Source organism: Acinetobacter sp. 789_lipA (assembly GCF_058242845.1).
In genome coordinates this window covers 1,189,355-1,202,456 of sequence record NZ_JBZAYS010000001.1, presented here as the reverse complement: position 1 = coordinate 1,202,456, position 13,102 = coordinate 1,189,355, and the positions used below count along the sequence as shown (strand labels likewise).

The 13,102-nt window shown below is 43.4% G+C and carries 10 protein-coding genes; 7 read left to right on the top strand and 3 right to left on the bottom strand.

What is annotated here, in order from left to right:
* Positions 1-19: 19 nt before the first annotated feature.
* Positions 20-757: a type 1 glutamine amidotransferase gene (locus AC4CUZ_RS05640; protein WP_078390007.1), complete on the bottom strand. Its 738-nt coding sequence runs from the start codon at positions 755-757 to the stop codon at positions 20-22.
* 161 nt (positions 758-918) lie between these two features.
* Here AC4CUZ_RS05640 and AC4CUZ_RS05635 point away from each other — a divergent pair, with 161 nt between their 5' ends.
* The 6 genes from AC4CUZ_RS05635 (at position 919) to AC4CUZ_RS05610 (ending at position 7,667) form a co-directional block, all read left to right on the top strand.
* Positions 919-2,127 (top strand): PLP-dependent transferase, encoded by a 1,209-nt coding sequence (locus AC4CUZ_RS05635; protein ID WP_490747363.1) that lies wholly within the window; start codon positions 919-921, stop codon positions 2,125-2,127.
* A gap of 8 nt (positions 2,128-2,135) precedes the next feature.
* Entirely contained in the window at positions 2,136-3,719 is a 1,584-nt protein-coding gene (locus AC4CUZ_RS05630; protein ID WP_201706816.1) for a helicase HerA-like domain-containing protein, read from the top strand.
* Between the two features lie 150 nt (positions 3,720-3,869).
* Positions 3,870-5,078: an NO-inducible flavohemoprotein gene (hmpA, locus tag AC4CUZ_RS05625; RefSeq protein WP_178895970.1), complete on the top strand. Its 1,209-nt coding sequence runs from the start codon at positions 3,870-3,872 to the stop codon at positions 5,076-5,078.
* Between the two features lie 90 nt (positions 5,079-5,168).
* Entirely contained in the window at positions 5,169-5,618 is a 450-nt protein-coding gene (locus tag AC4CUZ_RS05620; RefSeq protein ID WP_078390010.1) for an RrF2 family transcriptional regulator, read from the top strand.
* Between the two features lie 103 nt (positions 5,619-5,721).
* Complete coding sequence (yihA, locus tag AC4CUZ_RS05615; protein ID WP_238893544.1) at positions 5,722-6,582, top strand: ribosome biogenesis GTP-binding protein YihA/YsxC; 861 nt, start codon at positions 5,722-5,724, stop codon at positions 6,580-6,582.
* A 140-nt stretch (positions 6,583-6,722) separates the two neighbouring features.
* Positions 6,723-7,667: a metal-dependent hydrolase gene (locus tag AC4CUZ_RS05610; RefSeq protein WP_490747362.1), complete on the top strand. Its 945-nt coding sequence runs from the start codon at positions 6,723-6,725 to the stop codon at positions 7,665-7,667.
* Between the two features lie 54 nt (positions 7,668-7,721).
* On the opposite strand, the gene AC4CUZ_RS05605 is transcribed toward AC4CUZ_RS05610, so the two are convergent.
* Together AC4CUZ_RS05605 and AC4CUZ_RS05600 are read right to left on the bottom strand one after the other, a co-directional pair.
* Positions 7,722-8,981, bottom strand: a complete 1,260-nt coding sequence (locus tag AC4CUZ_RS05605; RefSeq protein WP_279043855.1) for a dicarboxylate/amino acid:cation symporter — start codon at positions 8,979-8,981, stop codon at positions 7,722-7,724.
* A gap of 230 nt (positions 8,982-9,211) precedes the next feature.
* On the bottom strand, positions 9,212-10,084 hold the full coding sequence (locus AC4CUZ_RS05600; RefSeq protein ID WP_395442551.1) for an acyl-CoA thioesterase: 873 nt from the start codon (positions 10,082-10,084) through the stop codon (positions 9,212-9,214).
* Positions 10,085-10,375: 291 nt separating this feature from the next.
* Between AC4CUZ_RS05600 and plsB the strand changes: the two genes are divergently transcribed.
* Complete coding sequence (gene plsB / locus AC4CUZ_RS05595; RefSeq protein ID WP_490747361.1) at positions 10,376-12,949, top strand: glycerol-3-phosphate 1-O-acyltransferase PlsB; 2,574 nt, start codon at positions 10,376-10,378, stop codon at positions 12,947-12,949.
* Positions 12,950-13,102: the final 153 nt, after the last annotated feature.

The window sequence follows — 13,102 nt, the reverse complement described above, 5'->3', positions numbered from 1 at the left end:
TCAGTAGCTTAAAAAAGCATCAATAGACTGTTTGCCGCAACACATAATCAATTGCACTATTAAGAATTTGATTTCCCTCAATAAAATTTAATTTAGGCGATTTTTTCAATTCGGTTTCAGTTGCCACGTATTGCCCCGAAAACTTATTCAGCTCGTCATCATTTTCTAAAAAAAGTGCTAAGGTTTCTGGCACGATCTCTGGGTGAAATTGAAAACCCAATACATTCTTTCCAATTTGGTACATTTGATTGCGACAGACTGTATTTTCAGCCAAATGTACAGCACCTTTTGGAATTTCAAAGGTCTCGCTATGCCATTGCATCACATTAAACTGTTCAGGCAACTCAAAGCATTCTGTTGGGACGTGCTGGATTTTGCGTACTGTCGCCCAACCCAACTCCTGTTGTTCATTGCGACTGACCGCGGCACCGAGCGCATTGGCAATCAATTGCCCACCCAAGCATAAACCAATCGCGGGTTTTCCTGCGGCCAAGTAACGTCTTAACCAACGCTTCTCGATCTTTAACCATGGAAAATTCACTTCATCATTCACACTCATGGTACCACCCATAATAATCAGTAAGTCGACATCCTCAACACTCGGTAAAGCTTCTATCTCTAAGGCTTGATCTATAGGTAAAGCAAAAAACTCTGTTGCACTAATTACAGCACCTTGTTGTTTTAAATATGTATAGCAACTGCCGAACCCTTCACCAGCAATATGCTGAAAATAATGTACTTTTAAATGCGACGTCATGCGCTTATGCCTTCTTTTTACTATCCTTATAGATGATTTAGCAAAATTGAAGCCAACTTTTTATTTTGCTTACCTTTATTCACATTTGTTCAATTTTCTCGCCTATTTAGAAACTTTCTCTTAAGCTAAAAACAATTTAGCGCTTTATGATGAGTCGATTCGTGAAAAAAAACCCGCAAACAGCCCTAGTTCATGCACCAAGACAAGCGCCTCAGTACATTTCAACAGTCCAACCTCCCCTGTATCGTGCATCGACGATTATTTTTAAAGATACAGATGCACTGTTTAATCGCCATTGGACCGATGACTATGACTATAGTTATGGCACCCATGGCACCCCCAGCACATTTACACTGGGCGATAACATTGCACAAATTGAGGGTGGAACCTACTGCTTATTGGCAGCAAGTGGTTTATCTGCCATCAACCTAGTGAACTCATGTTTTTTAAGTCATGGTGATGAAGTTTGGGTGGCAGATAATATTTACGGGCCAAACATGGAGCATCTTCGTAATCTAGAAAAACGCTACGGCATTGATGTTCGTGTTTATAACCCTATTGATGTGTCCTCTTTCCAACCAACGGAAAAAGCAAAACTGATTTGGCTAGAAGCCGCAGGCTCGGTCACACTGGAGTTTCCAGATTTGGTCGGACTGGTGAAAAAGGCACAAACGCATCATGTGCTCACTGCTTTAGACAATACGTGGGGCGCAGGTCTTGCCTTTAATGCTTTTGATTTTAGTGATGAGCACTTAAGTGTAGATGTGACGGTACATGCTTTGACCAAGTACCCAAGTGGTGGCGGAGATATTTTAATGGGCTCAGTCGTGACACGCGAGCGAGCTTTACATCATCAACTCTTTCGCACGCATGCCATTCAAGGCATTAGCGTCTCTGGGGATGATGTTGCTCAAGTCCAACGCAGTCTAGCGTCAATGCGCATTCGGTATTCCGCACAGTCTGAAAGTGCGCTACAGCTACTGGCATGGCTAGAACAACAACCTGAATTTGTGCAGGTCTTACACCCTGCTGACTCGAGTGCTGCGGGTCATTCATATTGGAAAGACATTTGTGTCGATCAACACAGTGCAGGTTTAGTCAGTGTCATTTTCAAACCTGAGTTTGATCTGCAAGATATTCGTCAGTTTTGTGATGCCCTATCACTCTTCAAACTCGGCTTTAGTTGGGGCGGTCCTGTGAGTTTGGTGATGCTGTATGACCTCAAAGACATGCGTGCACTTGAGCATACACATTTACAACAAGGTTTATTGGTTCGCTTTTGTATAGGACTAGAACATCCTGCCGATTTAATTCAAGATATAGAAAACGCACTAAAACAACTGAATAACCATCACAAAAAAATTGAATAGGAAGAAGTATGAGCACCCCGATCATCATTGCCAAGAAAACCACGAATACCCAACAAGATGTTGTTCTACACTCGAAGTTTGCCAACCGTCATGGCTTAATTGCAGGGGCAACAGGGACAGGTAAAACCGTAACCCTGAAGGTGTTGGCTGAAAGTTTTTCCAGACTCGGGGTGCCCGTATTTTTAGCCGATGCCAAAGGTGATGTTTCCAGCTTAGCGCAGGCAGGCGCATCCAACCCAAAATTTGATGAACGGATTAAAAGTTTAGGCATCGACAGCATTCCCTTTGCTGCATCACCCGTGGTGTTTTGGGATTTATTTGCTGAACAAGGTCATCCTATTCGTACCACGATTACCGAAATTGGTCCGCTGTTGCTGGCACGTATGCTGAATTTAAATGACACCCAAGAAGGGGTACTTTCTGCGGTATTTCGTATTGCAGATGATCAAGGCATGTTACTGATCGACTTTAAAGACTTAAAAGCCATGATTGGTTATGTCAGTGAACATGCCGCAGAGTTTAAAGCCGAATATGGCAACCTATCTCCTGCCAGCCTTGGCGCGATTCAACGGAATTTATTAGCACTGGCCGATCAAGGTGGTGATCAATTCTTCGGGGAGCCCAGTTTAAATATTCTCGACTTTATTCAGACCGACAGTAATGGTCATGGCTATATCAATATCTTAGCCGCAGACAAGCTCATGAATACCCCAAAGCTCTATGCCACTTTTCTGCTCTGGATGCTCTCTGAACTCTTTGAACAGCTACCTGAGGTTGGCGATATGGATAAGCCCAAGCTGGTGTTCTTCTTTGATGAAGCGCATTTGCTATTTGACAATGCCAGTGCAGCGCTGCAAGAAAAAATTGAACAAGTGGTGCGCCTGATCCGCTCCAAGGGGGTGGGTATTTACTTTGTCACGCAAAATCCACTGGATTTGCCTGAAAGCGTATTAGGGCAGCTCGGCAATCGCGTACAACATGCCTTACGTGCCTTTACCCCGAAAGATCAAAAAGCAGTTAAAACAGCTGCAGACACCTTCCGTGCCAATCCTGAATTTAAAGTTGAGCAAGCCATCACCGAGCTAGCTGTGGGTGAAGCTTTGATTAGTTGCCTAGATGAACAAGGCACGCCGCAAGTCGTAGAGCGTGCATGGGTGATGCCACCCTACTCGTCTTTCAGTCCCATTAGCCCAGAGCAACGTCAAGCCTTGATTTCACAAAGTATCGTGGCAGGCATTTATGAAAAACGCCTAGACCGTGAAAGTGCTTTTGAACTTCTACAAAATAAAGTGGTTGAACGCCAACAACAAGCGGTACAGATAGAGCAAGAGAAACAACAAGCCAAAGAACAGGAGCTGCTCGCAAAACAGCAGGCCAAAGAAGCTGAAACACTGGCTAAGCAACAAGCACGTGAGCAAGAGCGTATCGCAAAAGAACAGCAGAAAGAAGCTGAACGTGAAGCGAAACAGCGTGAGAAGCTAATTCAAGACACGGTCGGAACCTTTGCTAAAAGTGCCGCACGTAGCCTTGGGGGCAGTACAGGACAAAAAATCGTCCGTGGTTTACTCGGCTCTTTGTTTGGGCGTAAGTGATCTACTTTTTAAATCTAAAAATCAAAATTTATGGGATATTATTATATTCCATAAAAAAATTAAGCTTTTCTTTAAAAGATGTATTTACATTGCATCTTTAAAGGTATATTTTAAATACATCTTATAAATGATAGCCAAGAGAGATCAAACATGACTCCGCAGCAAATTGAACTTGTAAAAGCAACTGTTCCTGTCCTTCGTGAAAATGGTGTCGCACTCACGGGTTATTTTTATAACCGCATGTTAGGCAACAATCCTAATTTAAAAGAAACCTTTAATATGGGGCATCAACGCAGTGGTGCTCAAGCCCAAGCTTTGGCGGGTGCTGTGTTGGCCTATGCAGAAAACATTGAAGATCCTTCAGTATTACTCCCTGTGGTTGAGCTGATTGCCCACAAACATGTCAGCTTGAATATTCAAGCACCTGACTACAACATTGTTGGGGAAAACCTCCTCCATTCGATTAGTGAAGTTTTAAGTATTTCAATGGAAGATCCATTGATTGATGCTTGGGCTACAGCGTATGGTCAATTGGCTGATTTATTCATTAGCACTGAAAAAGCGATTTATGAGCAACATCAACAAACCAAAGGGAGCTGGTTAGGCTGGCGCAACTTTAAAATCGCGAAAAAAGTGGTTGAAAGCGATGAAATAACTTCTTTCTATCTTGCCCCTGTGGACGGTGGTGATTTACCAAAATATGAAGCAGGTCAGTACATTTCAGTACGTGTATTTGTTGAGGAACTTGGTCTAAAACAACCTCGCCAATACACCCTTTCAACCAGCCCTCAAGCTGACTATTTACGTATCTCGGTCAAACGCGAAGATGAAAAAGGCGATTTGGCAGGCGGCTGGGTGTCAAATACCCTGCATGGTTTAGCCGAAGGTGCTGAAATTGAAGTGTCTGCACCAACAGGTAACTTCTACCTGATTGACCCAAACAAACGTAATGTCTTTATTAGTGGTGGTGTAGGCCTCACGCCAATGGTGGCGATGCTAAATCAGTTGGTGACTTTAGATATGCCAGAACCTGTGACTTTTGTACACGCCTGCCGCAGCAAACAAGTGCATGCCATGAAACAACATATTCATGACTTAAAAGCCAAATACCCACGCTTAAGCACCTTTACTGCATATGAGTTCCCACATCAAAGTGATGTTTTGGGTCAAGATTATGATGCGAAGGGTCGCCTTGATTTGAGTACCATTGATAGCGCAATTTTACCTGTTCAAGCAGACTACTACTTATGCGGCCCAATGCCATTTATGGCAGAACAACAAAAAGCCCTGATTGCCCGTGGTGTTCCTGCTGAAAATATTCACAGTGAAGCTTTTGGCACAGGTGGTGTTCACCACTAACCCATGCCATCAGCATAAAATAGAGAGGGTTAGTCAGGTTATGCTAGACTAGCCCTTTGTTTTTTTTGCTTATCAACGATCAGTACCCTCATGCAGCTCAATAAATTTACCGATTATGCTTTGCGAATTCTGATGTATGTTTCACAGCCGAAAGCGCTGCCGCATACCATTGCAGAACTGGCGCAAGCACTACAAGTGTCTGAAAACCACTTGATGAAAATCGTACACTTTATGGCGAAACAGCAGTGGATTATTACTGCACGCGGTCGTGGCGGTGGGATTCGACTCAATCCAGAAACCCTACATTTAAGACTGGGCGAGATTGTACGGATCTTGCAAGCGGATCAGAACATTGTGGAATGTAACACCCCGCCTTGCGTACTCCGTTCGAATTGCGGACTCAAAGGGATCTTAGATCAAGCGTTGGATCAGTTCTATCACAGCTTAGACCAATATACCTTAGCGGATGTACTAGGTACTGAGGCTCAGAATAAGTTCACGACCCATTCGCCGATTAATCTGATCAATCTTGCTGATTAAGGTCTTTTATAGACAAGATTGCGGACTTTACGCTGCAAAGGTCGATTGCCTGCTCGACTTCCATTATAATGGCTGATTGTAGATCATAAATTGAAGTTGAGTTATGCACCACAGCCGAGGAAAATCCAAAAACAGTAAAATTGCTGCTGCCCCAAAGCAAAAAATTAGCTATGAAAAAAAGGTAGATTCTGCAGTTACTGAATATGCTGTGCGCGCTCTCAACTGGCTGCGTAAAGCAGAGTTTTTAATGAGTGCTCCGAAGCTCAATCTGTGTGTGGAAGATACAGGCTATGAAATTGCCTTTGCGGGTCGTTCAAATGCAGGTAAGTCCAGTGCGATCAATGCCTTAACCAACCAAAAGCAATTGGCTCGTGCCTCGAAAAGACCGGGTCGTACGCAGATGATTAACTTTTTCAGTCTGGGTAATCCTGACCAACGTCTCGTCGACTTACCTGGTTATGGTTATGCAGCCGTGCCTGAAGCAATGAAAATCGTGTGGCAAAAAGAGTTAGAAAATTACCTGATTCAGCGTAAAAGCTTACAAGGCTTAGTCTTGTTGATGGATATTCGTCATCCGCTACAGCACTTTGACGTGATGATGTTGGAATGGGCGTATTCACGTAAATTGTTTGTGCATGTACTGCTAACCAAGTCCGATAAACTCAACCGTGGCCCTGCCTCTAAGGCATTGCAAGAAGTTAAAGCCCAATTGAAAAAGATGAAACTGGATTTCTCAATTCAATTGTTCTCTTCTCTCAATAAACAAGGCCTAGAAGAACTGGCAAGTGTGATGGGCGGACGACTGAATTTTACTTTAGATCAAGCTCAACATTTTGACTTAAGCAGCATTCCAGATGCGACAGCCGATGAGCTGGATACAGACGAATTCGATGAAGATCCTGAAGCTTCTATGGATCTTGATGCTGAAGACGATGTGGAAACCAAACCACAGTCTGAGGCTTAAGTTTTAAACGCCAACCCATAAAAGCATCATCTATTGCTGTATCTGTGTCCCCTATTGCCAATCGCAATCGGGGACTTTTTTTTATACTGACTTTATTCAGCTCGTGAAAAAGTTCAACACATATAAAAATAGGTCAGCATATGAAATTATGGTCTCGATTGAAAAAAAACAAAATTCGTTCCTCTATTGCCTACACCATTAAGCCCCGCAAAGTTAAGTTTGAGTGGCAAGACAGTCCGATTGATTGGATTCCCAACCAATCTTTTGCCAGCTATTTCATCAATGAAATTAATATGATTCTGCCCGCAGGTGAGTTCTGGTTCTGCCGCCTTTATAACAAAGTCTTACCGCAAATTAGCGATGAAAAACTGAAGCAGGATGTACAAGCCTTTATTCGCCAAGAAGCCATGCATGCGCAGGCACACAACTCAGCCAATAAAGAGTATCTCAGCCAAAGAAAGATTGATGTCTCCCGTAATCTAGAGTTGATGGATTTCTTATTTGGAAAATTACTGGCCGATAAACCACTAGATCTCACTGTACCTAAAGCACTTGAGCACCAGTGGGATCTGTTTCGACTCGATACTATTGCCACGGTGGAACACATGACCTGTGTCCTTGGAAAATATGCACTGGACAACACCGAATGGGAGAAAATGGGCGCTGACCCTGCGATGTTAGACTTGATCAAATGGCACGGCGCAGAAGAAATTGAACACCGTACCGTCGCATTTGATTTGTACCGACATTTAGGCGGGGGTTATATTGCGCGCTATTATTTGAGTCTGGTGGTGATTGCTGCCGTTCTGGGCTTATGGGTCGATGGTGCAGCTCATATTATGAAACAAGATGACCGCTTTAAGTCGATTCAACCCAGTCTGTTTAAACCTTGGATTTGGCGTGAGTGGCTGTCTATTTCTAAACGGAATCATCAAGTTTTACCAAGTCCGTTATGGCTCATCTCACAGCAATTTGGCTATTTAGTGCCGTGGTATGACCCTGTACACGAAGCCAAAACAGAAGATGCGATTGCCTACTTAGACCAATCCCCAGCGGCTAAACGTGCCATGCTCAAAGTCGCTTAAATCCTAAAATAAAAAAAGCAGCTTAATAGCTGCTTTTTTATTTTAGAGCAAAACTTAAGACGGATTCGATAAATTGGGCAAAGGTGCATCCAGATCCTGGGTATGTCGATCCACCACCACACTAATCATCATGTCACCTTGTACATTCACCACAGTACGCACGGTATCCAGTAAGCGATCAATCGGTAATAAAATCGCAATCGCTTCAGCAGGAAGCCCGACAGACTGCAATACCATAATCATAGTGACCATGCCTGCACTCGGAATCCCTGGAGCACCTAAAGAAGCAATCATCGCCGTCAGACACACCACCAGCTGCTGACTCAAGGTCAAATCGAGTCCCATCAAGTTGGCAATAAACAAAGCCGCCGCTGCCTCATACAGCGCAGTACCATCCATATTGAGCTGCGTCCCCAACGGAATCACAAAGCCTGCCGTTTGCGGACGTACACCAAGATTTTCTTGCGCACACTTGAGGGATAAAGGCATAGTTGCCGAGCTTGAACTGGTGGCAAAAGCCGTAATCAATGCCACACGCGTGCCTTTAAAAAAGGTCATCGGGTTCATCTTGCCAAAAATCCACAGTAATAGCGGCAAAACCACCAGACCATGAAAAATGGTAGTGCCCGTTACCACAGCCGCAAACTCTGCCAAACGACTCAATACAGAAATGTCTTCAGTGGCAATCAACTTAGCAAGTAAGGCAAAAATTCCTAGCGGGGCTAGCTTCATCACCCAACCAATCATCAACATCATGATGTCAAAGAACTGTTGACTCAGCTTACGTACGGTACGGAATTTTTCGCCGCCCTTGACGAGTGCCACACCTATGAACAACGCAAAAACCACTACCGCTAAAACATTGCCTTCGGCAAAGGCTTTGAAGGGATTAATCAGCGTATTTTGAATAAAGTTGGTGAAGAACGAAGATGGGGTGAGCGTATCTGGAGTTTGATGAGCGGCCATGGCGTCTTGGAACATGGCGATATCGACACCTTTGCCGACTTCAAATAAATGCGCGCAGCTTAAACCCAATATCAAGGCCAAAGTCGTGGTGGTGACACAGCATGCCACCGTAATTTTCCAAACACGGGAGAGCTGTCCGCCCGCTTGCAAGTTGGATACTCCCACCACAATTGAGCTAAAAATGAGGGGAATCAATAGCATTTTTAACAGACCAATAAAAATACTGCTGACCACCCCGATTCCATACAAACTCATCTCTAAAAAAACGGTACCCGGGAAAAGATTGAGAACAAATCCGAAGATGACCCCAAAGATCGCTGCAATTAGAATTTGCGTGTTTAAGCTCATAGCTTCATGCTTTTCAAAGATTTCTTTGGGAAACTATGCCATGTGAACAGGTGAGAATCGAGCATTTTTTTGTCACAAGTACTGCACATTTCCCCATATACCTCTCCCCAAAAGATGAGACCATTACAATTCAAGCTCAACTTCTAGCTCTGCTCTGACCACCTTTCAGTCATAAAGTCGGTCATAAAAAAAGCTGAGTCATATCACTCAGCTTTTTCTGTACTTAGGCTTTATTGGGCTTCGATTTCACGGAGCCGAATCAAACCTTCTTGAGTGGTACTACACACCAACTCACCGTTTTGCCACATTCGTCCAAAGTTTAAACCACGTGAACTGGCACTGACTGTGGCGTCCATGTCATACAGCATCCAGTCATCTACACGAAAGGGTTTATGGAAATACATAGCATGGTCGATACTCGCACACTGCAAACTTGGCGAAAGATAACTTAAACCATGTGGGCGCAGTGCCGTGGTCATTAAAGTGAAATCTGAATAGAATGCTGCAATTGACTGATGCAACGAAATTTCATCCACTTCTGCTGCAATGCGGTCATGCGTGCGAATATAGTGCGCATACACAGGTGCTTCAGGCTGCGGTTGATACGGGTTCTGTGGATTGATGGGACGAATTTCCACATGACGATCCCGCATGAAACTTGCACGCACATTTTCAGGCACAAATTCCACCATCATTTTTTTCAGTTCAGCCTCAGACTTTAAAGACTCTGGTGCTGGATACTCAGGCTCACCGATTTGGTAATTCAGCCCTTCTTCATTGTCAGCAAAAGACACCATGCACATAAAGATGGTTTTACCATGCTGAATAGCACGCACTTGGCGACTGACAAAACTACGGCCATCACGAATTCGATCAACTTCATAGATAATCGGCGCGTTCACATCGCCACCAAATAAAAAGTATGCATGTAAAGAATGAGCTGGACGATCCGTCGTATATGACGCCGCACGTAGGGCCTGACCTAAGACTTGTCCGCCAAAAACACGCTTCCCAACCAAATTACGGCTTTGTCCACGAAAGATATTTTCCTCAATTTTTTCGAGGCTCAGTAATTCAACCAACTCTTGGGTTAAGGCATTCATAAGCAACCTACTTAATGGTGAGAGACCAGATTTTTCTGTAAAGTGATGAGGTGTGATATCGATATTAAAATCTATTTTGCCATAAATTCAGACTAAAACCCTATAGATTACTTGACTGAGTTGTCATAAGTTTTTTTCGTTATTTCCCACTAAAAATACGATTTTTAACGATAAAATTCACCATATAAAACAAATTTGTCAGGAAATGACATACGGTTTATGTTTACAATTACACAAAATAAATACCCCTTCAGACAAACTGCGGGATTGGTCATTTAAGCAGGAGTGTATATGTCCAAAAGTGGCTTTGGTCAAATGTATAGAAAGCTTTCAAGTAAGCTTCTTGACCTCATAGTAACCCCACATGTATTGGGTGAGGTTCCAACAGAACCGACAGCAACAGATGCTGACCCAGCAGCTTCAGGCCATCCCAAAAAAATTGTCTGTTATGTGCTTCAAAATCACTCACGCAGTAATGCGCTGTTGGTGGATGGTGAAACACGTCGTTTAAAGCTTGCTCCTGCACTCGATCCTTTGGTCGTGGGGACACATCAAGAAAAAGCATCGATCGTGTTTTTACAGCATAACGATGAAAATAATTTACTTAACCCTTCACCACACACCTTTCCACCGCGCTTATTACGTCTCGTTGAAGCTTTAGAACAACAACCCGATTTAGACGTGGAACTGGTACCTGTGACGGTACTGTGGGGACGTTCACCAGATAAAGAAGACTCTTGGTTTAAATTGTTATTTACCGACACTTGGGCAACTCCAAGTACGGTGAAACAGCTGATGAATATCGGTTTACATGGTCGTCAGTCATTTTTAGAGTTTCATGAAAGTCAGTCTTTACGTGCTTTGGTTGACTTTGCAAAAACCACCTATCCGAATTTATCCCCTGCGACCTACATTCTAAATACCTTAAATAATCAGCTCGATGCACACCGTGAAGCGGTACTCGGTCCCGATCTTTCGGACCGTCGCAACGTGATGCATTCATTGATTAAAGCCAATGATGTACAAGATGCGATTCGCCGCGAAAGTATCCGCGGCAAAATTAGCATGTTGGATGCTGAACGTCGTGCCATTGGTTATGTCAATGAAATCGTATCGGACTACTCACATTCAACCATCCGTTTTGCGGAAATGGCGCTGGCACGATTATGGACGCAGCTCTATGACGGGGTTGAGGTTCATAACTTCAATACGGTCCGTGAGCTGGCTAAAGACTACGAAATTGTGTATACCCCATGTCACCGTAGCCATATCGACTATTTACTGCTGTCTTATGTGGTGTATAACCGTGGTTTGATGGTGCCTTATATTGCTGCGGGCGATAACCTGAATATGCCATTTGTTGGGCAAATTTTACGTGGTGGCGGTGCATTCTTTATTCGCCGTACTTTCCGCGGTAACGCGCTCTACACTTCGGTCTTTAAAGAATACCTATATAGCATTTTGTCGCGTAACACGCCTTTGGAATACTTCATCGAAGGTGGTCGTTCACGTACAGGTCGTCTGCTACCACCAAAGACAGGTATGTTAGCCATGACGGTGCACAGTCACTTGCGTGGGCGTGCCAAACCGATTGTCTTTGTTCCGACCTATATTGGCTATGAACGATTGATGGAAGGTGCAACCTACGTCGGCGAGATGAACGGTAAACCAAAAGAAGCCGAGTCTGTCTTTGGGATTCTGCAAACCTTACGCAAAATTGAACGTATTTTCGGAAAAGTCCATCTCAACTTTGGCGAGCCTGTTTTCCTCGATGACATGCTGAAAAAGCATGGCGCTGAGAATGTACAAATTGCTAAAAATGATGATCCAATTCCGCAAGAAGTCTCTGATGCAGTCAACAGTTCAGCACATGCAATTTTAGAAAATATTAACCGTGCGGCTGTGGTGAATCCTGTTTCACTCTTGTCTTTGGTTCTGCTGGCCACTGAAAAGCATACCCTTGATGAAGAAATCTGTATTAAACAGCTCGATACCTATCGCAAATTGTTGACGACACTTCCTTATGATGAGCGCCTCTTGGTCACGCCATTATCGGGTAAAGAAATCATTGCTTATGGCCTAAAGCTGAAACTGATCAAACGTGTCAATCACGTACTGGGTGACATTATTGCGATTGCGGACAATCAAGCAGTACTGCTGACCTACTTCCGTAATAACATTTTGCATGCCTTTGTCTTGCCATCACTCGTTGCCGCTTTGGTTGAACATAATGGAACCATTGGCCGTGGTGATTTAATCAATGTAATTCGCACGCTGTATCCATTCTTAAAAGCAGAACTGTTCTTAAAATGGGAAGATGCTGAACTCAAAGATCAAATCTGTGCCTATGTAGATGGTTTGATTCAAGCCAAACTGATTTCTGAAGATGCCGAAGGCCACTTGATTTCTCCTGCTCCAAACAGCGAAAATCATAACCAGTTAGTGGTATTGGCAGCACCAGTTATGCAGAGTCTTGAGCGGTACTACATGACACTTGCGCTGATTACACAACGTGGTTCTGGGAACATTTCAGCACGTCAAGTTGAAGAACTCAGTCATTTGGTGGGTCAGCGTTTGTCTGTCCTATATGAGTTCAATTCACCTGAATTCTTTGATAAAGCCTTGTTCCAGAGCTTTATTAAAGTGCTCACGCAACAGGGTTATATCAGCACCAACTCAGACAACGCGATTGTGTTTGATGAGAACTTTCAAAACGTTGCGCAATATGCCAACTTGGTACTAGATGATGTCACGCTACAAATGTTGCAACACATCACTACTTTCAGCGATGAAGAGCTAAAAGATGTACTAGACCGAGTCGCTGCTGAACAGGCGAAGAAGCGTTTGAAACGTAAGAAGAAGTAATTTTTTAAGTGCATAGGTATCTACAAAAGGTAGGTATCTATGCTGTTCAACAAAAAAATACTAAATAAAAAATTTAAGCCAATATAGGTTAAATAGATAAATAGTTAAGGAATACTTTTTATAAATTTGGACTTTACCTAATTCTATTTATGA